Here is a 21545-nt window from a genome sequence, read left to right as displayed (position 1 = left end):
AGAGCGAAAGGGTGGCCCTTGGCTGGCATCAGCCCACCACCTCGGGGATCTGGCTCACCATCAGCTGGAAGAAGTCCATCAGACTCTGCAATCCCCAGTGGGCCCCCGCTCCCAGGGCCAGCAGGGTGACCACCAGACGGGGCAGGAAGCTCAAGGTCTGTTCGTTGATGGAGGTGGCGGCCTGGAAGATGGCGACCACCAACCCCACCATCAGGCTCGGCAGGATCACGGCGCACACCATGATGGTCACCAGCCAAAGCGCCTCGCGAAAGACGTCGACGAAGGTTTCAGGACTCATTGCTCGCTCCTTGTGATGGGTTTGCCCAGGGCCGCATCCTCCCGGCCTCCTCCTTCGAGAGAAAGAGAGGCCTCGCGCCCTCCCCGAGTGAAGGGGAGAGCCAGGGGGAGGGTCTGCCCTCCCCTAACCACCCGAGCCCAGCCCGAAGCTGGTGGCCAGGGAGCCCAGAATGAGGTTCCAGCCATCCACCATGACGAACAGCATCAGCTTGAACGGCAGGGAGACCAGCATGGGGGAGAGCATCATCATCCCCATGGCCATCAGGATACTGGCGACCACCAGATCGATGACCAGGAAGGGCAGAAACAGCATGAAGCCTATCTGGAAGGCGGTCTTGAGCTCGCTGGTGACAAAGGCCGGGATCAGCACCCGCAGCGGAACGTCCGCAGGCTCGGCCACCTGCACGTTCGCTATCTCCATGAAAGTATTGAGATCCTTGACCCGGGTCTGGGACAGCATGAACTGGTGAATGGGCAGCTCCGCCTTCTCCAGGGCCTCCTTGGCCCCGATGGTCTCGGCCAGATAGGGCTGCAGCGCCTCGTTGTTGATGCGATCCAGCACCGGCGACATGATGAAAAACGACATGAAGAGGGCGATGCCGATCAGCACCTGGTTGGAGGGGCTCTGCTGCAGACCGATGGCCTGGCGCAGGATGCCAAGCACCACGATGATCCGGGTGAAGGAGGTCATCATGATCACCATGGCCGGCAGGAAGGAGAGCGCGGTCATCAGCGCCAGCACCTGCAGGGTCAGGCTGTACTCCTGACTGCCATCCGCCATGGTCTTGACGGTGAGTGCCGACATGCCGTCCTGGGCCATCGCCAGGGGCGAGAGCACCAGGGAGAGCAGTGCCAGCCACCCGATCCAGTTAACGTTTTTCATGCTTGCCCATCAGTTTGCCCAGTTGCTCGGAGAACGCCTGATGCTGGCTCTCGTCCAGCGGCTCCTCCAGGCGATAGAGGAAGTTGACCTGCTGCGGCGTCACCCCGACCAGCAGCTGCTGGCCGCCCACCTTGACCACCATCAGCTTCTCCTTGTAGCCAAGGGGCAGGGTGGCGATGACCTTCATCTGGCCCCCTCCCATCACCTGGGAGAGCTTGCTCTTCTTGAGCAGGAAGCCGAGCACCAGAATGAGGCCGATCACCATCAGGCTGGAGAGCAGCCAGGAGGTGAGGCTGGGGGGATTGGCACCTACCCCCGGGTTGGCCAGGGCGGGCAGGGAAAACAGCCACAACGGGAGCACACGGATCATTTGAGCTTCTTGATCCTTTCAATCTGACTGATGACGTCGGTGAGGCGGATACCGAACTTGTCGTTCACCACCACCACCTCGCCGTGGGCGATCAGGGTGCCGTTGACCAGCACGTCCAGGGGCTCACCCGCCACCCGATCCAGCTCCACCACCGAGCCCTGGTTCAGTTGCAGCAGGTTGCGAATGCTGATCTGGCTGCGGCCCACTTCCATGGCGATGGTCACCGGGATGTCCAGAATGGTGTCCAGCTTGCGCCGCTCTTCGGCGCTGATGGGGGCTTCGTCCTTCAACTCCTCAAGGGGGGCAGGCTTGGCTTCGGCCGTGACCTGCTCCTCCAGTGCGGCCGCCCAGGCGTCAGCCATCAAATCCTGCTCGTCATCGGTTCCGCTCATCTTCAATTCCTCAGTGTTGCAACACCTCCCCGGGGGGAGGATCAATCAGGGTGTTTGTCAGAGATGCTTCGCTCGAGCTCTTCCAGCTCGGCTTCGCCATCAATGCGCACGCCCCCGCGGGTCACCAGATGCATCTCTGTCTTGACCCCGTCAGGGCGCTTGATTTTGTCGGTGATCTTGAGCGCCACGTTCTCCTTGGTGCGCCCCATCTTGGCGTGGAAGGTGGGCAGATCCTCCACAAAGACCAGCAGGTTCTCCGGCATCTCCACCGGGATGATGTCCCCGGGTCTGAGCTCCATCAGCTCACGCAAGGAGAGCTCGGTCTCCAGCAGCTTGGCCTTGAGCTCCACCTTGACGTCCATGATCTCGTCGCGCAGGGCCTTGCTCCAGCGCACGTCGGTATCCCCCTTGTCGCTCTGCACCCCCGCATCCAGCAGTTCGCGGATGGGTTCCAGCATGGAGTAGGGCATGGCCACGTGGAAGTCGCCGCCGCCGCCGTCCAGCTCGATGTGGAAGGAGCTCACCACGATCACCTCGGTGGGGCTGACGATGTTCGCCATGGCCGGGTTCACTTCGGAGTCGAGGTATTCAAAGCCCACGTCCATCACCGGCGCCCAGGCATCCTTGTAGTCCTCGAACACCAGCTTGAGCAGCATCTGGATGATGCGCCGCTCGGTGGGGGTGAATTCCCGCCCCTCGATCTTGGCGTGGTAGCGGCCATCACCGCCAAAGAAGTTCTCCACCAAGATGAAGACGAGCCGCGCCTCCATGGTGATGAGCGCCGTCCCCTTGAGGGGGCGGAAACGCACCATGTTCAGGCTGGTGGGCACAAACAGAGTGTGAACATATTCGCCGAACTTGAGCATCTGCACGCCGTTGATGGAGACCTCGGCGGTGCGTCGCATCATGTTGAACAGGCTGATGCGCATGTGGCGGGCAAACCGTTCGTTCACCAGCTCCAGGGTCGGCATGCGGCCGCGGACGATGCGGTCCTGGGAGGAGAAGTCGAACTGGGCGATACCGGGATCCCCGGCTGATCCCAGCTCCTCCTCCTCGACATCGTCGACGCCGTGCAGCAGGGCATCAATCTCGTCCTGACTTAACAGATCGCTCACGCTTCACCTTTCATTGCATGACAAAGCCGGTAAACAGCACTTGTTCGATTACGGGAGAAGAGACCAGGTCGTTCAGCACCCGGCGGCACTCTTCCAGCGAATCCTGACGCAGCTTCTCCTTGCCCTCGAAGGTCATCAGCTGTTCGGCGGTCGCCGAGCTGAAGACCCGCAGCAAGGTGCCTTCGATCAGGGGAATGTTCTGTTTGGCCAGGGTTTCGTCGGCGGTGCCGCGCACCATCAGCTGGATCTTGATCTGCACCAGTCGATCCCGCTGGCCTCCCGCCACGTTGAACACGAAGGGACGGGGCATGCCCACATAGAGCGAGGGCTGGGGCGTGTTCGCCTCCGGCTTGGCCTCGCTCTTTTCGGCGGCGGGCTCATCCCCACCGGCGAGCATGAACCAGGCGCCGGCGCCGCCCCCGCCAAGGAGCACGACGGCCAGGGCGACTATCATGATCAGCTTCTTTTTCTTGCCTGCAGCCGGATCCTTCAGCGTCAGTTCGTTATCGTCTGCCATCCCTTGTCCACCCTAGTCTCAAACTTGTTCGGTATCATAAACTTACTTAAGAATGCATCAAGCATAGAAATCGATTCCGGCATCGTTTGCCGATTCCACCAGCAGCGTGAGGTTGCGAGCGCTCCTCTCGGCCTCTCTGCCATCGCTGCCGCCACCATTTCCCCCCTGTCGCCCCTGGTCACCGAAACCGGACTGGCCCTGGGAGGATGACTGCCCCTGCTGCTGGAAGGCTTGCTGCTGCGCCTGTTGTTGCACCACGGTCTGGCCGAGCTGGATCCCCTGCCCTGCCAGCATGTCGCGCAGGCGCGGCATGGCCTGCTCCAGCATCTCACGGGTCTGGCCATGCTGCACCACGAAGTGCACGCTGGCCTGGCTGGAGGCATCCATCTGGATTTGGATCTTCATCTTGCCAAGCCCCAGGGGGTCTAGCTGGATCTCCGCCTGTTGCAGCTTGTCCGCCAGCATCAGGTTCACCTTGTGGTGCAACTGCTCGGGGGCCTCAGGGGTCGCCAGCTTGAGGTGGGGCAGGCTCTGAGGCTCCCGTCTGACGGTCGCCTCGGCCAGCGGTCTGTTCTCGCCGACCTGGCTCTGTGCCTGATGCAAAGGCTGGCTCCCCTCGGCGGGTTCACTGCCCTTGACCTCCATCCCCGACTGTTTGCCCAGCTCTTCGAGCCGGGACTTGTCCACCGCGGGCTTCACCGACACGGCAGCGCCGGCGGCCACCACGGGGGCGCTCTCCATCTGGTCCAGGCCAGCCGAGAGGGCCGTCAGGGGAGCCTGTGCCCCCTGGGATTCATGACGAGCCAGGATCTGCGGCGCCACCTGCACGGGGGCCGGGTCCTCCGTCGTCACGGGCTGGCTGCTCCCTGCATTCACCGCAGGCTCGGCCCCTGCACGGGCTCCCTGCCCGCTCGCGGCCTCAGCCTGTCTGGCCTCACCGGCGACAGGGGCGTCCTTCTCTGCCCCTGCCGCCGTCGCGGGCGGAGCGGACTCCGGTGTGGCTGCAGGGGCTGGCCCCTGCGCCACCGTCCGGATCACGCCATCGCCATAGGCGCTGGCGGCACGGGAAGCGGTTGCCCCCTGTCCGGCCGACGCCAGGGGATCGGTCACCTGTGCCTCTTGCGATGAGTCAACCCGGGTGACAGTGGGAGCCTGGGCGTTTTCTCCTGCCACCACTTTGGCGAGCAGGGCGGCACGCTCCTGACCCGAGAGAGGGGGCTCGACCCCCTTGGCATCCGGCTCCGCTCCCTTGCCTGCCATGGGCTGGCGGGTCGCTCCGCCCTGGTCGGCCACGGCAGCGTCATCGGCCAAGGGGGGCTCTTCCGCCCCCAGCGGCAGAGCCCCCTGACCGCTCGGCACGGCGCTGGCGCCTTGGGCAGCACCGGGGATGGCTTTCATTTTGTTCCCTTCATGCTGACGCTCTGGCGCCATCTGCGGCAGGGAGGCGCTCCCCTCTGTCGCCTCCACGCTCTCTGCCAACCCCACGTCCTCTGCCATTCCCACCCCCTCTGCCATCCCAAGCGCAGCGGCGCCAGGCGGCAAGGGGTTGCCGTCCACAGGCGCCGCCGCCTCACCGGCCATGGCGGGCGATGTCGGGGGCACCACCAGGCTCACATCCTGGCGCAGGGAGGCTTGCAACTGTTGCAGGAAGTCGTCGGGAGGCAGCTCGCCCTCGTCGTCCGCCCCCTTCGAGGAAGACGCGGACTCGGTGGCGGGCTCGTCAGACGCCAAAGATTTGGCAGCCGGGGCAAGCCCCTCCCGGGCGCCCTCGGCGGGCCCCTGGAGCGCTGGGTTGCCCTGGCTGACTGGCGCCTTGCCCATCAGCTGGGCCATGGCCATGGCTTGCGAGAAGGCGGCCTTGCCCTCGCCTGACGGCTGCACGCCCCCTTCGCCCCCGACGGTGGGAGCCAGCAGGGTGGCGCTGCCATCGGCAGAAGGCGCCTGGGGGAGAGTGCTAATCAAGGGGGTCTGTATCATGCTGGGATCCCTGACGACGATTCGGTGACGGCCGCACGTGCGGTCATGGCTTGGCCCATCGGCCTCGCATGACCGGAAGAAAGCAAATTACAGGCCAGATTGGTGATAACGACGCAAGATGGCGTAGTCATCCAGCATCTTCTGCTCCTGGCGCTGGGCCTTCTGGCGCACCTTGTCCGCCTTCTTCTCCAGCAGCAGCTCGACCGCCTTGCGCCGCTGCTGGGCTTCGAGCCACTGGGTGCGGCACTCGGCCAGCGCCTCGCGCACCTGCAACACCCCTTGGTACTGCTGGGTCGCCGCGTTTTCGAGCTTGTTGATGAAGGCGTGATACTGGCTGTTCTGCTGGGGGCTGATCCCCTGCAGACCGCGCTCCGTCCACTGCTGGTGGTAGATCTGGCGGTACTGGTTGAGGGCGTTTTGCTGATCCATGAACAGCTTGAGATCCTGCTGGGCCTTGGCCAGCGCCATGGCGGCCTGCTGTTCGGCCTCCTCCAGCCGACTCGCCAGCAACGTCAATCCTTTACTCATAAGGGCTCTCCACCGGTCAACGCATCAGGGGCATGGCCACCAGTTGCAGGGATTGCAGGCCTTCATCGTAGTGAATGACCTCGCGCATTTTCTGCTGCAAGAACTGATCCAGATAGGGTTTCTGGATGATGGCCCGGTCGATGCGCGGATCCGATCCCTGGCTGTAGGCGCCGATGGTGATGAGATCCCGGTTCTGCTGGTAGAGGGAGTAGAACTGCTTGAAGGTGCGCGCCAGCTCCATGTGCTCCGGTGAGGTCACCATGGGCATGACCCGGCTGATGGATTTTTCGATGTCGATGGCCGGATAGTGGCCCGCATCCGCCAGCTCCCGCGCCAGCACGATGTGGCCATCGAGGATCGCCCGGGCCGCGTCGGCGATGGGATCCTGCAGATCGTCCCCCTCCGTCAGCACGGTGAAAAAGGCGGTGATGGAGCCCTGGCCGTCGCTGCCGTTGCCGGCCCGCTCCACCAGCGCCGGCAATTTGGCAAACACCGAGGGGGGATAGCCCTTGGTGGCCGGCGGCTCCCCCACCGCCAGTGCAATTTCCCGCTGTGCCTGGGCGTAGCGGGTGAGGGAGTCCATCAGCAGCAGCACGTTGAGCCCCTGCTCGCGGAAATACTCGGCGATGGCGAGCGCCGTCTCGCACCCCTTGAGGCGCATCAGCGGCGAGGCATCGGCAGGGGCGGCCACCACCACGGCGCGCTCGCGCCCCTCGGCGCCGAGGATCTCCTCGATGAACTCCTTCACCTCCCGGCCCCGCTCGCCGATGAGGCCCACCACGACGACATCCGCCACCGAGCCCCGGGTCATCATGCCAAGCAGCACGGATTTGCCGACACCGGAGCCGGCGAACAGCCCCATGCGCTGACCCCGGCCCACGGTGAGCACGGCATTGATGGCGCGTACCCCCACGTCCATGGGTTGATGGATGGGGCGACGAGCCAGGGGATTGATGCGGTGCTGGGCGAACTGCACCGTCTGGGACGAGAGGATGGGGCCGAGCCCGTCCAGGGGCTGGCCGATGCCGTCGATGACCCGGCCAAGCAGACTCATGCCCACCGGAATGCCGTGATCTTCGGTGACGGGTACCACCCGGGCGCCGGGAATAACCCCCTTGAGCTGCTCGCTCGGCATCAAGAACAGGCGATCCCCGGCAAACCCCACCACCTCGGCCTCCAAGGCCCCATCCTGGGTATCAATGCGGCACAGGGAGCCGATGGCGGCGCGGCAGCCAATGGCTTCCAGGGTCAACCCCACCACCCGGGTGAGCTTGCCCGCCACCGGCGGTATGGGGGCCTGCTCGCGAACCCGGTAGCCTTTAAGCCGATCAAGAAGGGGTGCCGTCATGTCGCCTCCGACGATGAGTGCCTGATGATGCCGTCAGCAGGACGCTGCACGACGGGTTCGAACCGGGCCATGGCTCAGCTCGCGTTGTCACGCAGGAAATTGCGCAGCAGTTGATCGATGCGCCCGGAGAGGGTGAGATCGATGCTGGAAAGCTCGGTGGCCAGTTGCAGATCGCCGGGGGAGAAGGTGGGCTCGCTTTGCAGCCGCCAGTGGCGCCTGGCGCACTCCTCGGCGCCAAAGGCAGCCTCTACCCGGGTCACATCCTCCGGGTGCAGCATCAGGGTGACCCCCTGCTCGGCGGCAGGGAGCAGGGCCAACCCCTGCTTGAGGGCCTCCAGCAGCAGCGTGGGGGAGGTTTGCGCCTCATGGCGGATGAGGGCGCGGGCGAGCTGTTGTACCAGGGCGATGAGCTGCTGCTCCACCGCCTCGTCCATCTCGCCAAGGGGAGTGGCCAGGCGTGAGACCAGGGCTTGCCAGCGGGCTATCTCCAGCTCCACCTGCTCCCGCCCCATGGCGAGTCCCTCTTCCCTGCCCTGCTCCAGCCCGGCCTGGTGGCCCTGCTGCAAGCCTTCGAGCTTGCCCTCTTCCAGCCCCTTGGCAAAACCGGCCTCGCGCCCATCGCGCATCCCCTCTTCCCAGGCGGCCTGACGAATCGCCTCCACCTCTTCGGCGGTGATGCTGGGGGCGGGCTCTTCGGGTTGTTCTTCCGGCAGGGCCGCATCGGCCTGCTCCTGACGATACCAGTCAGGAGCCAGCCCCAGGGCATTGGTCTCGACCTCGGCTTCGGTCTCCATCTCTGGCCAGCCCCAGGTCTCAATCTGCGCCGTGTCGGACTCGGGCCTCAGATAGCCGCGCAGTTTGCTGTTCTTGTCATTCATGTGCCGAAGAGACTCCTATCGAGGGCCGGGTACAGGGGCCGACATCATCGCACATTCCATGGCCCATGGCTTAGAGGAACTCTTCGCCACCACCCGCCCCCAGCATGATCTCGCCCGCATCCGCCAGGCGGCGCGCCGTGGAGAGGATCTCCTTCTGGGCGGCCTCCACCTCGGAGACCCGGATCGGCCCCATGGCCTCGAGGTCGTCCGCCAGCATCTCGGCGGCCCGCTTGGACATGTTCTTGAATACTTTTTCCCGCATCTGGTCGTCCGACCCCTTGAGGGCCCGTTGCAGCAGATCCCCGGGCACTTCCCGCAACAGGGTCTGGATGCCCCGATCGTCCACGTCGATGAGGTTTTCGAACACGAACATTAGATCCTGGATCTGCTGGCTCATCTCCTCGTCCGACTCGCGGATGGAGTCCATCAGCTGCCCTTCGATGTTGGTGTCCAGGTAGTTCATGATGTTGGCCGCCGCCTTCAGGCCGCCCATCTTGGCCGCCTGGGCACCGGCTGCACCGGCGAACTGTTTCTCCATGATGTCGTTGAGCTCCTGCAGCGCCGCCGGTTGCACCTCTTCGAGGTTGGCAATGCGCATCACCAGATCCAGGCGCACCTGCTCCGGGAACTGGCTCAGGATCTCGGCGGACTGCTCCGGCTCCAGGTAGGAGAGGACGATGGTCTGGATCTGCGGGTGCTCGTTCTGGATGATGCTGGCCACCTGGCGGGCATCCATCCACTTGAGGGAGTCGAGGCCACGGGCACCTGACCCCAGGATGATCTGATCCACCAGGTTGCTGGCCTTGTCCTCCCCGAGCGCCGCCACCAGGGCCTTGCGCACGAAGTCTTCACTGCCGATGCCGATGTTGGTGTACTTCTGGATGTCGTCGATAAATTGACGATGCACCGCCGCCACCCGATCGTGGCTGAAATCCGACATGGAGGCCATGGACATGCCGAGCCGCTGCACCTGCTTGGGCTCGAGGTGGCGGAAGATCTGGGCCGCGTCCTCCTCGTTGAGGCTCAGCATCAGTACCGCCGCCATCTCCATGCCGCCCATCTGATCCAGGATCAGGCGCTGGCTTTCGGTGATGTCGTTGCCGGTGACCTGGCTTTTATTCTCTTCAGGCATCTTTGGTTACCCATTCTTTGATGACCTGGGCGGCCAGGTCAGGTTCGTTCGCTACCAGGGCGCGCACGGCCTTGAGCAGATCCTCGTCACGGTGCAGGTCAGGCAGCTTGAGCTGACCATCCCGCAGACCGAATACCGGTTCGGCCTCGGCCTGGGCGGCCAGCAGGCTCAGTTCGTCGTCGCCACCCAGCACGGTGTGGTTGTCGAAGTCCAGCTCCCCTTCCGGCTTGGCGTCCGGGTAGAGCAGGCGCTTGAGCATGGGCCGCACCACGGTGACGATGAGCACTATGATGACCAGCACGGAGGCGGCGATGCGCACCGCGCGCCAGAACCAGGGCTGCTCGTAGAGGGGGATGTCGGCCACGGTCTCGAGTTCCGGGCGGTTGAACGGAATGGCGACCACCTCCAGGGTATCCCCCCGGGTCACGTCAAAGCCCAGACCGCCGCTCAGCAGACGGCGCAGGGTATCGAGTTCGGCCTGGCTGCGGGCTTCCCGGGTCACGGCACCGTCGGCGCCGGGGATGGCCTTGTAGTCCACCGCCACCGACACCGTCATGCGGCGAATGCCGCCCTGCTGGCGCCGGATGTGGCTGACGGTGGTGTCCAGTTCGAAGTTGCGGGTCGCTTCCTTGCGGGAACGGCCGGAAGAGGCGGTTCCTTCTGCGCCGGCAGCCTGCTCGGGAATGTTGGACGCGGCGGGCGGCTGGTTGGAGAGGGCGCCGGGCACCCCGCCGTTGCTGCCGCTGGCGCTGTTCTCTTCCATGGTCATTTCGGAGCGCACCGCCGGCAGGTCCGGGTTGTAGGTCTTGCGGGTCTGTTCCTGCTGGGAGAAGTCGAGGGAGAGATCCACCTCCGCCGTATAGTTGTCGGCCCCCAGCACCGGGATCAGGATGGCGTCAATTTTTTGTTTGTATTCGAGCTCCTGCTTCTGCTGCATCGCAAACTCCTTGCGGGTCTGGGCAGAGAGGGGATCCTGGGAGCCGGAGTTGAGCAGGCGACCGTTCTGGTCGGTCACGGTGACGCGGGTCGGCTCCAGACCGTGAACGGCGGAGGCGACCATGTCGACGATGGAATCCACCTCACCCTGGCCCAGGGCGTTGCCTTTGAGGCTCAGGACCACGGTGGCGCTGGGCTTGCGTTCGTTGCGGGCGAACACGTTGTCTTTCGGGATGGCCAGCAGCACCTGGGCCTTGGCGACGTTCTGGAACTGCTCGATGGCGCTCGCCAGCTGACGCTCGCGGCTCAGTTTCAGGCGCTCGCTCTCCATGCGCTGGCTGACGCCGAAGCTGGAGTCCTTGAGCAGGATGGCTTCGCCGTCGTTGCTGGCGTCGCTGTTGTTGGCCAGACCGGCGCGGGTCAGGCGCAACCGGATGTCCGCATAGTTTTCGGCACTGACCAGCACGCTCTTGCCATCCACCTGATAGGGGATCTTCTGCTGATCCAGGTAATCCAGGGTGGAGACCAGCTCCTGGGTGGTGAAGGTGCCGAGGGGACGCATCTCCGGCTCCTTGCCCCACAAGAGGATGAAGACGGCGATGGCCAGACAGATGGTCAGCCCCAGGATCAGGGTGATCTGGCGCAACACATCGGTGTTGGACAGGAAGCCCAGCGCCGAGCTTTTCTGCTCGTGCTCGTCGAGGGCGGCCGCCCCCTCGTTGTTGATCAGCAGATCGCCGTTTTGATCAGTTGCCACGGTTTATGTCCTTATTGCTGACATCTTCATGATGCTCGGTCGCCATGGGCCCGAGTTACACCGGCATGTTCATGATGGTCTTGTAGGCATCGACCATCTTGTTGCGCACCTGCACCGTCGCCTCGAAGGCGATGGAGGATTTCTGGCCGGCGATCATCACCTGGGAGAGATCCACCGACTTGTCGCCGAGATCGAAGCGGGTACGCAGATCGTTGGCGGTGCCCTGCAACTCGTTGACGTTGTCCAGGGCCTGTTGCAGCATCTGGCCGAAATCCGAGCTGACCGGACGACCGGGCTGGGTCAACGGCGTGGCACCGGCTTCCACCTTGAGGGCCTGCATCTCTTGCATCAGGCTGCTTGCGCTAATTTCCATCTTCCCTTCCCAGACAAATCATTGACACTGACTGGCTTGAAGCAATAAAGGTGCCAACCAGAGCGAGATCTCGAGATCAGGGATAAAAGCGGGGCGCGATCAGGCCGGCGGGCACCGGCCATCCGGGGATCAGGCCGGAGAGCCGGGGGGATCGCCCAGCAGCAGCCGCAGATAGATGCTCTGCTTGTCCCACTCCCGGCGGTGGGCAGCCATCCGATCCTGCTCGGCCTCATGGGCCATCTTGCTCTCCTGGTCGCCGAACTCTGTGCGGCGCCCATGAAAAAGAGGGCCCAAGGCCCTCTTTTTACTGCAAGTCCCGACAAGTAAACAGGGTGCATCTCTAGCCATCCATGAAAGACCGGGTCAGATCGGCAGGGGTTACTTGTTCAGGTCATCATCCAGCCAGTACTTGGAGCCCGAGATGTTGGCGTCAAGCAACAGTCCCTTCTCGCCAATCTGGTAGATGGCCATGCCACCATTGTATTTGGCGGTGAGCTCGGCGCTCTCCTTGCCCGCCACGGCGCCCACCTCGGAGGTGGCTTCCCACCCCTTGCTGACGAAGGCATCGAACCTCGCCTTGTCTTCGAACAGGATCACCTGCTGGTAGAACTTGCCGCCGATCCCGGCCGCGAGACCGGCACCGAACATCTTCATGTAGGTGTGCTTGCCACTGGTGCGATTGACGGCCACCCCGGCCCCCTGATTGGTATGGATCATCAGGGAGAACTTGCGCGAGTCGAACACCGCATAGCCATAAGCCTTGTCAAACAGCAACTTGGCCGAGGGCTGCTCGTTGAATAGCCGCACCAGGGCGGTATCGGCCATGGTATCGAGGGCGGTTCTCGCCTCCTCCGGGGTCTTGGGTTCGAGCATGGTGTCGAGCTTCTTGTCGGCGGCGGTCAGCCACTCCTTGCCGGTGGCCGCACTCTCTGCCGTCCAGGCCCCCGCCTTGTTGTAGGCCTCGGCCCCCCAGCTGGACACAGACTCCCAGGTCTCCTTGGAAAAATCGGTGATCCCCTTCCACGCCTCCTTGCTGGTATCGCTCACCGCGGTTCCGAGTTCGGAGGCGGCCTCCTTCAGCTTTGCCCAGTCGGCCAGACCGGGGGTTGAGGCCAGCGCCAGTGCCGTGGCTATCACCAGGAATCGAATCTTCATTGTTTCCACCCTCTGTGATGAGTCGAAGGTCACAGTAGCAGATCTGGCGCCTGCCCGTTAAGGGCATCCCCCCGGCGCGGGTCAGACGCTGACGCGCAGGGTCTCAACGAAGCCGTTTGCCCTGGCCGTCCACCACCTGCTCGCCATCCTCCTTGGCAAACGCCCCTTGCTGCGGGTCAGGCAGGATATCGAGCACCACCTCCGACGGGCGGCACAGCCGGGTGCCGAGGGGGGTGACCACGATGGGCCGGTTGATGAGGATGGGGTGGACCAGCATGGCATCGATCAGTTCGTCATCGCTGAAGCGATCTTCTGCCAGCGCCAGCGCCTCGTAGGGGGACACGTTCTTTCGCAGCAGATCGCGCACCGGCATCCCCATGGCGGCGATCAGGGCCACCAGCTCGTCACGGGAGGGGGGCGTCTCCAGATAGTAAATGATGGTGGGCTCCACGCCGCTGTTGCGAATAAGCTCCAGGGTGTTGCGGGAGGTGCCGCACTCCGGGTTGTGATAGATAGTGATTGCACTCATCTGCCTGTCTCTCATGACTCAAGTGAATAGAAATGGGTTAGTGGCCATCCGTTAGCGCCTTAGTCCCGCCTCGTACCAGGGTTTGCTGGCGTTGACCACCCGCACCACCAGCAGCATGACCGGCACCTCGATGAGCACCCCGACCACGGTGGCGAGCGCCGCGCCGGAATGAAAGCCGAACAGGCTGATGGCGGCGGCCACCGCCAGCTCGAAGAAGTTGGAGGCCCCGATCAGGGCGGAAGGGCAGGCCACCGAGTGCTTCTCCCCCACCTTGCGGTTGAGCCAGTAGGCGAGCCCGGAGTTGAACAGCACCTGGATCAGGATGGGCACCGCCAGGAGGGCGATGACCAGCGGCTGCTCGATGATGGCGTTGCCCTGGAAGGCGAACAGCAGCACCAGGGTGAGCAGCAGGGCCGCCACCGACCAGGGCTGGATGCAAGTCATGACGCCGTCAAAATGGGCCTGCCCCTTTCTCAGCAAGGCCTTGCGCAGCAGCTGGGCGAGGATGACGGGGATGACGATGTAGAGCACCACCGAGGTGAGCAGGGTATCCCAGGGCACGACTATGCTGGAGACCCCGAGCAGCAGCGCCACCAGCGGGGCAAAGGCAAACACCATGATGAGGTCGTTCACCGCCACCTGCGACAGGGTGAAGTAGGGATCGCCGTTGGTGAGGCGACTCCAGACAAACACCATGGCGGTGCAGGGGGCTGCCGCCAGCAAGATGAGGCCCGCCACGTAGCTATCCAGCTGATCCGCCGGCAGCCAGTCGGCAAACAGCACGCGGATGAAGAGCCAGCCGAGGAAGGCCATGGAGAAGGGCTTGACCAGCCAGTTGATGAAGAGGGTGACCCCGATTCCCTTGAGGTGCCCCTTCACCTGGTGCAGGGCGCCAAAGTCGATCTTGAGCAGCATGGGGATGATCATCACCCAGATAAGCAGCCCCACCGGCAGGTTGACCCTGGCCACCTCCATGGCGCCGATGGCCTTGAAGAGACTCGGCAACCCCTGCCCCAGACCAATGCCCACCAGGATGCAGAGGGCGACCCAGGCGGTCAGATAACGTTCAAAAAAGCCGATGGCAGGGGCTGCCTTGGCCTCACAGATTGCAGACATGATGACTCCCGGTGCGATCCACGCTCACACCCCAGGTTGAATAGATGAATGACACGGCGCATGGGCATAGACATCCCTGGCCTGTTACGACTCGCCGCAGCAGGACGACGACCCCTCGGCGCGGGAGGCGCTGCCGGGCCCGGCGGGCAGCAGGCCGCACGCCTCGGGATGGCCGGCGCAGCACTCCTCGGTGAGGTAGGCGATCACCCCCAGCATCAGGGGGATGTTGGCGCGGTAGCGCAGAAAGCGCCCCTCCTGCTCCACCGACAAGAGACCGGCGTTGAGCATCCCCTTGAGGTGAAACGAGAGGGTATTGGGGGCGATGTCGAGCTCGCCAGCCAGCTCCCCCGCGACCCGCCCCTCCAGCCCGGCCTTGACCAGCAGCCGCCACACCTCGAGCCGGATGCCGGAAGCCAGCGATTCAAAGACCTTGGTGGCCGTCTCTTTGTTCATGGGTCTCCCCCCTTGGATGCTTCATTTCAACTATACAAGAATTATTGAAATGATCAAAGTGTCACCACCGAGCCGACATCGCGACGGGACTGGCCACCAGAGGCGCCGCCCCGGCCATGTCGTGCCCGTCAGCGGCCTCATGCCAGTCATATGGCTAATATGTGGCCTCTCTTCATAAGACACTCTTATGACCGTAATCCGGATAATCCCCCCGTTGGCCGCCCCGCTCACCGCCGCGCCCTGCCCCGCCCAAAGCCGCAGAACAACCCCCGGCGCCGGATGCACCTCAAGGCGATGAAACAAGAGAGGGCCCCAGGCCCCGCCATCAGATGACGGGGCCTGGGGAATCCGGGAGAAGCCGGGGAGGAGAGAGGGAGGCGCAATCAGGTGATCACGGGATCCCGATATTGCCGGTGGATGGCACAAAACGCCTCCCGGCTTTGCAGCGCCGCCGCGACGCAGACAGGGTCGAACTGGCTGCCGGCATGGGTCTTGAGGTATTCAAAGGCCGTTTCGAGGGGCCAGGCCTGCTTGTAGGGGCGCTCGCTGGTCAGGGCGTCAAACACATCTGCCACCGCAACGATGCGGGCCTCCAGGGGGATCGCCTCCCCCGCCAGTCCTTCCGGGTAGCCCTGACCGTCGAAACGCTCGTGGTGGTAGGCGATGATGTTCTTCAGCATGTCGGTGTGATGGATGCCGTCGAGGCCGAACTCGCGGATCATCAGGGCGATCATCTCTCGCCCCTTGAAGGGGTGGGTCTTCATCACCCCGTACTCCTCGGCCGTGAGCTTGCCCGGCTTGAGCAGGATGGCGTCGGGCACCGCAATCTTGCCGATATCGTGCAGCTCGGAGAAGAGGTGAATGAACTCCACCTCCTCGTCACTCAAGGGGTAATGGGCCGCCACCTCCCGGGCGATGAGCCGCGAATAGGCCGACATCCGGTGCAGGTGATTGGCGGTCTCCTCGTCCCGGTAGCGGCTGAACTCCCGCACCGTGGTCAGGGCCCCGTTCAGGGTCTGGATGGAGAAGAACTCCACCGCGATGATGGCCGCCAGGATCTGGGCATAGGCCGCCAGCTCACCGCAAATGGCGCCATCGAAGTAACCGGGCTCTTTGGCATCGCAAAACAGAAAGCCGAACAAGCGACTGTTGAGCAGCAGCGGCTCGGTATAGCTCGACGCGTACCCGGCCGCCAGCACTTTGCGGCTGTGCTCGGAGGGGGAGCCCAGCAGGGAATCCAGGGTATCGAGCACCCTGGGCTGCTGGTGCTCGGCCAGGTAGCGCAGGGAAGGCACCTCGCTCAGCCTGACCTCGTACTGCAACAGCGGCGAGCCCCCGTCCGTGCTGTGGGCAAAGGTCTTGAGCTGGTCCGTCTGCGGGTCGTAGATGGCGATCGCCACCCGGCTCAACTTGTCAAACCGCTGCCTGAGGGTGGCGTGCACGTTCTGCACTTTCTCACCAAATGAACTCTCCATCCCGCACATCCTTCTGATAGGCCTGTTGGGAGTATAGTGACACCCGTTTTGCCCCTCCTGCCAAATGGTGACGGCGCACAGGGATCGTGATCCCGCCCGCACTGGCGACGGCCCCCTCCCTGCCCGTGGTCATGTCACGCCGCCCCACCCCGCTTCCCCGGGCAAAGAGATTGTTCGCTTCCGACGTGTCGGCTGTATAGTTTTTGGTTAGCCATTCCGGTAAAATCCGCGCCCTTGAATAAGAGCCACCTAAGAGTGATTGAGCGATGTCCAACACAAAACAGGCCCCCAAAGTAGGATTCGTCTCCTTGGGTTGCCCTAAGAGCACAAGACCAATCCATAGCTAATACAGTCAGTCAGGCTTGTGCTGGCGGTATCCCATCACTGTGCTGGTGCTGAAAGTTGTAGTACTGATATGTCGCTTCACACAGGGTCATGTCTCCCGTTACCTAGGAGGTGTTCGTCCGATCAACCATCAGGATACGCCCGAACACGCTCAAGCTCTGCTCGACCGCATCAGCCGCATCGAGCATGGAGCATGGAATCCTGGCTTAACGCCTAGGCTAGGATGTTATGTTGGGTTGACCGACATTGAAGAGGTGCTTAATGAAGCCCGCCCCCATGGAGACTCATAGGGGGATTAAAACGCTGATTGACGCCAGTTATAATCCAAAACAAGCTGAGGCAGTGTTGGCATTACTTTACTAGGTCCAGCGACAAATGCGCCCGCCGCTGTGGCAAACCACGATGAGCGAAGAGCGGTGATCTTCCGTTGGCAGACATCAGGGCTGACGCAACTTGTCTCAAACACAGCCTCTTTTTGGAGGGCGCAATCGTGTTGTTTACCACGTTAAAGTACATATTTTGGGGATGAGCATGCTGGGTGGCTCAACGCCCCCAGATTTGTTCACGCTTCTACTGCACACAAAGACCAATATCGAATCTATTCAGATAAGTTCAAGGTGCCGGTTAATCAATCCAAAATCAGCAACTGGTTCATAGCCTTTCTCTGAAAACATCAGTGCACCTCGCCGCTGCTCTTTCAGATTTGCTATGGCCTGAAAAAAGCAACTCTCGCACAGGTGAACTTCGTAACTTTCGCCATCGTGCTGAGTTCCATAACCCCAGTGGGCACTCAATGTGCCAAACTCGATATTGCTAACATCCCCTTCTGTTTGGCAACTCTCTTCACAAACATCACAGCGAATATCGCTGATTACCTCGATCTCTTTTTTGGTCATGATTTTCATCTTTTGTTACTCCATTCATGCAACATCTGCGAATCAACTGCATCGAGTCCGCAGGTTGACCACTTCTCTGCATTGATGATTGCGCGTGATGGTCTCTCTAACTTGTGCCACTGCCGCTCTATGTGATTCACCCAAGGGCTGTAGACTGGCTGGAATACCAGGCATGACTAATGATGGCTCTCTGAGATACAGCTCCATATGAGTGTAAACATCTCATATCAGAGACTTGTTCACTTCCTTAGCTCCTGAGGTATCGGCCAATTTTTCTTAAAATCCATAAACTCAGCAACAAACGAACCCATCACACTCTTAACAAATTCATCATATATGGATTGATTGATAGTGACATGTAAGAGTGAATCCACTCTCAGCGAATCTCCTACTGCGGCTAGGAAATCCGCATTGTGAAAAATTAATGTCACTGTGCCACTTTTTTGATCCTGGCTCAGGATGATCTGTTGATTGGACATTATCCACCCTCAAATGATGCTTATATGCCGTGTCATTATACGAGTGTACTGATGGCCGTGTACAGTGCGCCGTATAACGTAGAACATAGCTCCTCTTGTGAGGAGATAACATGGATTCTGACGAGTTTGAGCTGACGATGCTCGCAACTGCATTCGGTAAAAATGTACGAGAACTGCGGTCTGCACGAGGTATGCAACAGGAAAAACTAGCGCTAATTGCTGGTATAGACCGTGGTCATATGGGAAAAATCGAACGCGGGGAGACTAGGGTAACCCTTGAAAAAGTTTATTTGATCGCAAAGGCCCTTGGGGTCTCGCCTGCATCATTGCTGCCATAGCCATAGCATGGCTGTTGCTCTTACCCAATGGCCCGCCCTGGATTTGCAATAAACTCGAACACGCCAAACACCTCACCTTATCACTGCATACAAACCGCCCTGAGCTGGTTTGGTACAGTTTCAGCTCCAGCCAGTGCCAGGCGAAACCACACTCGTTGTCATCGGACGCATCAGGGAGATGCGTCGCATTCGGCCAGAAGTTTGCCCACAAACGCTACATCCGGTGCTCCGTCGACCCTCACAGAGTAGCGATGATACTAGGCAGTCCTCTCATTAGGCCTGTAGGGAAAGGAGACCTTATTTAGGAAATCGTCAGTGTCATCTACGATTCTCGAGAATGTCAAACTGTCTCTGACCAAGTGGTTTCTGGGAAAGCCGCGTGAACAGATTTAACGGTATCAACGTTATTTTAAGCCTAACCGTTTAGCCAGTTTATGCAAATTACTTGGGTCAAGAACTAACCGACGAGCCACATTAGCCCAATTGCCCTGACAGGCATCCAAAGTCTGACTTATAACCTTACGCTGATAACCATCCACGGCAATCTTTAGCGATACAGTCTGTTCATCATGCGAAACCTGTGATAACAGTATATGTTCGGTTTTTGTCGAACAAATCGCGTTGGCATCCAATGCCAGATGCTCTGGTTCCAATGTGACAATTTCTGTTCTGACAGCTCCCCGACTGAGTGCACGCAAAGCAGCCCGGCTGATCACATGCTCTAGTTCGCGTACATTGCCCGGCCAGTCATAAGTAAACAAAGCCTGTTCTGCTTCGCGTGATAATCGCAGGCTACGAAAACCAAGACGGGCACGGTTTAGCTCTAGAAAATTCCCTGCCAGTAATAACACATCGTTATCACGCTTCCGCAGTGGGGGGATCGGCACTGGATAAACCGACAACCGATGGTACAAATCAGCCCGGAATTGCCCTTCTCTTACCTGCTCATGCAACTGTCGATTGGTTGCCGCAATGATCCGAACATCGACTTTCTGCTGCTGATCTGTACCGAGTCGTTGGATCTCGCCATTCTGTAACGTGCGTAGCAATTTAGCCTGCACAGTCAGTGGTAATTCACCAACCTCATCGAGAAAAAGCGTACCGCCATGTGCTGCTTCAAATCGACCGGGGCGATCGCTTATCGCACCAGAAAATGCACCTTTAACATGACCAAACAGTTCACTTTCCGCGAGTGACTCTGGTAATGCCGCACAATTGACATGGATCAGCGGTGCAATATGTCGTGGTGATTTACTGTGTAAGCGGCGAGCAAATAGCTCTTTTCCTACACCAGTCTCGCCCAGCAACAACACGGGAAGTTCGGAATCTGCTACCACATCCAGCTCATGCAATAACTTCAGCAAAATCGCACTTTGCCCAATGATTTCACCATCACTAGTATTTTGTTCACCCAGCAATAACGCTTCTGATGCTCGATTACCAACTCGTAACGCTAGAATCTCTTCTTCTAAACGGCTCATACGTATCACCACTTCAGTCAGAGAAGCACTGTGCGTTAATTTATCAACTGCTTCATCGTCAAAAACAAAACCCTCAAAAGCATCTAGCGTTAATGCGCCCCACAATTGCCCTCCTAGATAGAGGCTGATCCCCATGCAATCATGTACGGGTAATGGCAGCCCACGTTGTGAGTCCAGTAAACCATCATACGGATCAGGTAACAGACTTTCCGGTTCAAATCGCACTGCTGAACGACTGGATAAAATAGTGGCCAGACGAGGGTGCTGTGCCACGACAAAACGGCGCCCCAATGTTTCATGCACTAAGCCATCCACTGCCACAGGACAAAGGCAATCACCATCCAATTTCAATAAACCAACTGCACTACAACCAAAATTAGTTCGAATCGCGGAAACCAGCCGTTCCTGTCGAACGGAACGCGGTAGTTCAGTAGTGAGATCAAGTAACAATGATGTTTCAAACATGGTATTTATTACCAGAAATGGTTTTTTTAACCCTATCAGGAGATGGTAAAAAACACCACAAAAATATATAATCCATATATTTCAATGTGTTAGATATGGCATGATTTATGCCTTTACTTATCGAGATAAAATTACTCTATTATTTATCAAGGAGCGCTTTCATGGTCTTACTCGAACAAACTATTGCCAATATTGCTTGTGAAATTCCTGGTGCAACACGAGTATTCCACAAATTTAAACTAGATTTTTGCTGCGGTGGTCAACAACCGTTAAAAGATGCCATCGCTCACCGTAACCTCGATGCCACGCTGGTTATTACTGAATTAGAGCAAGTACAACAGTTACCAAGCCACGAAATTGATTGGCGTACTGCAACACCTTCTGCGCTAATTGATTTTATCCTGGAACGCTTCCATGCTCAGCATCGAATTCAATTACCAGAACTGATCCGCCTTACAAATCGAGTGGAACATGTCCATGCGGATAAAATAGGCTGTCCGTTAGGTCTGGGGGCTCATCTGGTTGATATGCTGCGGGAGCTGGAAGGTCACATGCAGAAAGAAGAGCAGATCCTATTCCCTATGCTGAAAAAGGGTCTTAACAACTCAGTACAAGGCCCAATTGCTATGATGCGTATTGAACATGAACAGCATGGTGAATGTTTGGACGAAATAATGCACCTGACCAATGACATTACGCCTCCGGTAGACGCTTGCGTGACATGGCGTGCACTCTATACCGGCCTGACACAATTGCGAGAAGACCTGATGCAACATATTCATTTGGAAAATAATATTTTATTCGCAAACGCCACCACCAATTAATGACCAGTCATCTATTATTCTCGGGGATATCTGCATATCCCCGTGGATTTGGTAGTCGCGTATTTTGGTTATGTTGACTTTGTGAGAAAATAAGAGAAAGCATTTGTTCAATGCATGTTCATCCATAATATCGAACTTAAAAATAGGTTTAATCGGAAACGAGAATTAAGGTTGGCAGCAAGAATCTCTTGTGGTAGTTATTGTTCATAAAGTAGGTAATGTTTACGATCCATCTTTTTTATCTATCAGTATCGCTCATAAACACACTTGCTTATATTGTCAACAAAAATATATATCTAATCAACTAATATGTTTATCACATTTGAATCCGTGCTGTATTAAAAATCACCCTACCTGGGCGGCTTCTGGATAGGCTGGAACCCATTTTTATTGTTTAGAACGCGCATAAATCACTTCATTTTATCTACGTTCCATAGTTTAATTGGCAACGTGAATGTTTTTAAATGCGCATTATTTTTTTCGAGG

The 21545-nt window shown here is 59.6% G+C and carries 23 protein-coding genes; 2 read left to right on the top strand and 21 right to left on the bottom strand.

Features of this window, described 5'->3' with window-relative positions:
* Window positions 1–28: 28 nt before the first annotated feature.
* From fliQ to AB5Y93_RS02400, 20 genes are all read right to left on the bottom strand, one after another.
* A complete protein-coding gene (gene fliQ / locus AB5Y93_RS02495; RefSeq protein ID WP_010673927.1) occupies window positions 29–298 on the bottom strand; it encodes a flagellar biosynthesis protein FliQ in 270 nt (89 codons plus the stop codon).
* Between the two features lie 123 nt (window positions 299–421).
* Window positions 422–1180, bottom strand: coding sequence for a flagellar type III secretion system pore protein FliP (gene fliP / locus AB5Y93_RS02490; protein ID WP_368228744.1), 759 nt, complete (start codon window positions 1178–1180; stop codon window positions 422–424).
* Window positions 1167–1550 carry a flagellar biosynthetic protein FliO gene (gene fliO, locus AB5Y93_RS02485; protein WP_227263500.1) on the bottom strand — a complete coding sequence of 128 codons (384 nt, stop codon included), beginning with the start codon at window positions 1548–1550 and terminating at the stop codon, window positions 1167–1169. Before fliO ends, fliP begins: the two co-directional genes overlap by 14 nt.
* Window positions 1547–1942, bottom strand: coding sequence for a flagellar motor switch protein FliN (fliN, locus tag AB5Y93_RS02480; RefSeq protein WP_010673924.1), 396 nt, complete (start codon window positions 1940–1942; stop codon window positions 1547–1549). The genes fliO and fliN overlap by 4 nt, the downstream gene beginning before the upstream one ends.
* Window positions 1943–1983: 41 nt before the next feature.
* Window positions 1984–3057 (bottom strand): flagellar motor switch protein FliM, encoded by a 1074-nt coding sequence (fliM, locus tag AB5Y93_RS02475; RefSeq protein ID WP_041212627.1) that lies wholly within the window; start codon window positions 3055–3057, stop codon window positions 1984–1986.
* Window positions 3058–3067: 10 nt separating this feature from the next.
* A complete protein-coding gene (fliL, locus tag AB5Y93_RS02470) occupies window positions 3068–3574 on the bottom strand; it encodes a flagellar basal body-associated protein FliL (RefSeq protein WP_010673922.1) in 507 nt (168 codons plus the stop codon).
* A gap of 57 nt (window positions 3575–3631) precedes the next feature.
* Entirely contained in the window at window positions 3632–5551 is a 1920-nt protein-coding gene (locus tag AB5Y93_RS02465; RefSeq protein ID WP_368228743.1) for a flagellar hook-length control protein FliK, read from the bottom strand.
* Window positions 5552–5638: 87 nt separating this feature from the next.
* Window positions 5639–6079: a flagellar export protein FliJ gene (gene fliJ / locus AB5Y93_RS02460; RefSeq protein ID WP_039039911.1), complete on the bottom strand. Its 441-nt coding sequence runs from the start codon at window positions 6077–6079 to the stop codon at window positions 5639–5641.
* 16 nt (window positions 6080–6095) lie between these two features.
* The gene (fliI, locus tag AB5Y93_RS02455; protein ID WP_029314163.1) at window positions 6096–7427 is read right to left on the bottom strand and encodes a flagellar protein export ATPase FliI; all 1332 of its coding nucleotides are present in this window, start codon (window positions 7425–7427) and stop codon (window positions 6096–6098) included.
* Window positions 7428–7501: 74 nt separating this feature from the next.
* Window positions 7502–8305 (bottom strand): flagellar assembly protein FliH, encoded by an 804-nt coding sequence (gene fliH, locus AB5Y93_RS02450; RefSeq protein ID WP_042878970.1) that lies wholly within the window; start codon window positions 8303–8305, stop codon window positions 7502–7504.
* A gap of 70 nt (window positions 8306–8375) precedes the next feature.
* Window positions 8376–9437, bottom strand: a complete 1062-nt coding sequence (fliG, locus tag AB5Y93_RS02445; protein ID WP_010673917.1) for a flagellar motor switch protein FliG — start codon at window positions 9435–9437, stop codon at window positions 8376–8378.
* Window positions 9430–11130 carry a flagellar basal-body MS-ring/collar protein FliF gene (fliF, locus tag AB5Y93_RS02440; protein ID WP_010673916.1) on the bottom strand — a complete coding sequence of 567 codons (1701 nt, stop codon included), beginning with the start codon at window positions 11128–11130 and terminating at the stop codon, window positions 9430–9432. Before fliF ends, fliG begins: the two co-directional genes overlap by 8 nt.
* 55 nt (window positions 11131–11185) lie before the next feature.
* Complete coding sequence (gene fliE, locus AB5Y93_RS02435; protein WP_029314161.1) at window positions 11186–11503, bottom strand: flagellar hook-basal body complex protein FliE; 318 nt, start codon at window positions 11501–11503, stop codon at window positions 11186–11188.
* Between the two features lie 378 nt (window positions 11504–11881).
* Window positions 11882–12658, bottom strand: coding sequence for a lipoprotein (locus tag AB5Y93_RS02430; RefSeq protein ID WP_041212621.1), 777 nt, complete (start codon window positions 12656–12658; stop codon window positions 11882–11884).
* Window positions 12659–12761: 103 nt separating this feature from the next.
* Window positions 12762–13187: a glutaredoxin-dependent arsenate reductase gene (arsC, locus tag AB5Y93_RS02425; protein ID WP_368228742.1), complete on the bottom strand. Its 426-nt coding sequence runs from the start codon at window positions 13185–13187 to the stop codon at window positions 12762–12764.
* A gap of 51 nt (window positions 13188–13238) precedes the next feature.
* Window positions 13239–14303 carry an ACR3 family arsenite efflux transporter gene (gene arsB / locus AB5Y93_RS02420; RefSeq protein WP_279989828.1) on the bottom strand — a complete coding sequence of 355 codons (1065 nt, stop codon included), beginning with the start codon at window positions 14301–14303 and terminating at the stop codon, window positions 13239–13241.
* Window positions 14304–14387: 84 nt separating this feature from the next.
* Window positions 14388–14756, bottom strand: coding sequence for a helix-turn-helix transcriptional regulator (locus tag AB5Y93_RS02415; protein ID WP_103243532.1), 369 nt, complete (start codon window positions 14754–14756; stop codon window positions 14388–14390).
* Between the two features lie 383 nt (window positions 14757–15139).
* On the bottom strand, window positions 15140–16231 hold the full coding sequence (locus AB5Y93_RS02410) for an HD domain-containing phosphohydrolase (RefSeq protein WP_039039918.1): 1092 nt from the start codon (window positions 16229–16231) through the stop codon (window positions 15140–15142).
* 947 nt (window positions 16232–17178) lie between these two features.
* On the bottom strand, window positions 17179–17481 hold the full coding sequence (locus tag AB5Y93_RS02405; protein ID WP_202015484.1) for a hypothetical protein: 303 nt from the start codon (window positions 17479–17481) through the stop codon (window positions 17179–17181).
* Between the two features lie 230 nt (window positions 17482–17711).
* A complete protein-coding gene (locus AB5Y93_RS02400) occupies window positions 17712–17951 on the bottom strand; it encodes a hypothetical protein (protein WP_042878959.1) in 240 nt (79 codons plus the stop codon).
* A 110-nt stretch (window positions 17952–18061) separates the two neighbouring features.
* On the opposite strand from AB5Y93_RS02400, the gene AB5Y93_RS02395 reads away from it, so the two are divergent.
* Window positions 18062–18289: a helix-turn-helix domain-containing protein gene (locus AB5Y93_RS02395; RefSeq protein ID WP_080697938.1), complete on the top strand. Its 228-nt coding sequence runs from the start codon at window positions 18062–18064 to the stop codon at window positions 18287–18289.
* Window positions 18290–18693: 404 nt separating this feature from the next.
* Here AB5Y93_RS02395 and norR read toward each other — a convergent pair whose 3' ends face one another.
* The gene (norR, locus tag AB5Y93_RS02390) at window positions 18694–20235 is read right to left on the bottom strand and encodes a nitric oxide reductase transcriptional regulator NorR (protein ID WP_042655827.1); all 1542 of its coding nucleotides are present in this window, start codon (window positions 20233–20235) and stop codon (window positions 18694–18696) included.
* Between the two features lie 161 nt (window positions 20236–20396).
* Between norR and ytfE the strand changes: the two genes are divergently transcribed.
* Window positions 20397–21059, top strand: coding sequence for an iron-sulfur cluster repair protein YtfE (ytfE, locus tag AB5Y93_RS02385; protein ID WP_017408664.1), 663 nt, complete (start codon window positions 20397–20399; stop codon window positions 21057–21059).
* Window positions 21060–21545: the final 486 nt, after the last annotated feature.

Origin of the sequence: Aeromonas sp. R10-1 (assembly GCF_040908465.1) — a bacterium.
GTDB lineage: Bacteria > Pseudomonadota > Gammaproteobacteria > Enterobacterales > Aeromonadaceae > Aeromonas > Aeromonas caviae.
This window is presented reverse-complemented; position numbering and strand designations above follow the sequence as displayed.

Coding starts and splice junctions, on each gene's coding strand:
- arsC (WP_368228742.1), bottom strand. CDS start 13,187: ATGAGTGCAATCACTATCTATCACAACCCGGAGTGCGGCACCTCCCGC.
- fliI (WP_029314163.1), bottom strand. CDS start 7,427: ATGACGGCACCCCTTCTTGATCGGCTTAAAGGCTACCGGGTTCGCGAG.
- norR (WP_042655827.1), bottom strand. CDS start 20,235: ATGTTTGAAACATCATTGTTACTTGATCTCACTACTGAACTACCGCGT.
- fliJ (WP_039039911.1), bottom strand. CDS start 6,079: ATGAGTAAAGGATTGACGTTGCTGGCGAGTCGGCTGGAGGAGGCCGAA.
- fliG (WP_010673917.1), bottom strand. CDS start 9,437: ATGCCTGAAGAGAATAAAAGCCAGGTCACCGGCAACGACATCACCGAA.
- AB5Y93_RS02400 (WP_042878959.1), bottom strand. CDS start 17,951: ATGTCCAATCAACAGATCATCCTGAGCCAGGATCAAAAAAGTGGCACA.
- AB5Y93_RS02410 (WP_039039918.1), bottom strand. CDS start 16,231: ATGGAGAGTTCATTTGGTGAGAAAGTGCAGAACGTGCACGCCACCCTC.
- AB5Y93_RS02405 (WP_202015484.1), bottom strand. CDS start 17,481: ATGAAAATCATGACCAAAAAAGAGATCGAGGTAATCAGCGATATTCGC.
- fliP (WP_368228744.1), bottom strand. CDS start 1,180: ATGAAAAACGTTAACTGGATCGGGTGGCTGGCACTGCTCTCCCTGGTG.
- AB5Y93_RS02465 (WP_368228743.1), bottom strand. CDS start 5,551: ATGATACAGACCCCCTTGATTAGCACTCTCCCCCAGGCGCCTTCTGCC.
- AB5Y93_RS02430 (WP_041212621.1), bottom strand. CDS start 12,658: ATGAAGATTCGATTCCTGGTGATAGCCACGGCACTGGCGCTGGCCTCA.
- AB5Y93_RS02395 (WP_080697938.1), top strand. CDS start 18,062: ATGGATTCTGACGAGTTTGAGCTGACGATGCTCGCAACTGCATTCGGT.
- arsB (WP_279989828.1), bottom strand. CDS start 14,303: ATGTCTGCAATCTGTGAGGCCAAGGCAGCCCCTGCCATCGGCTTTTTT.
- fliL (WP_010673922.1), bottom strand. CDS start 3,574: ATGGCAGACGATAACGAACTGACGCTGAAGGATCCGGCTGCAGGCAAG.
- fliE (WP_029314161.1), bottom strand. CDS start 11,503: ATGGAAATTAGCGCAAGCAGCCTGATGCAAGAGATGCAGGCCCTCAAG.
- fliN (WP_010673924.1), bottom strand. CDS start 1,942: ATGAGCGGAACCGATGACGAGCAGGATTTGATGGCTGACGCCTGGGCG.
- fliO (WP_227263500.1), bottom strand. CDS start 1,550: ATGATCCGTGTGCTCCCGTTGTGGCTGTTTTCCCTGCCCGCCCTGGCC.
- AB5Y93_RS02415 (WP_103243532.1), bottom strand. CDS start 14,756: ATGAACAAAGAGACGGCCACCAAGGTCTTTGAATCGCTGGCTTCCGGC.
- fliQ (WP_010673927.1), bottom strand. CDS start 298: ATGAGTCCTGAAACCTTCGTCGACGTCTTTCGCGAGGCGCTTTGGCTG.
- ytfE (WP_017408664.1), top strand. CDS start 20,397: ATGGTCTTACTCGAACAAACTATTGCCAATATTGCTTGTGAAATTCCT.
- fliH (WP_042878970.1), bottom strand. CDS start 8,305: ATGAATGACAAGAACAGCAAACTGCGCGGCTATCTGAGGCCCGAGTCC.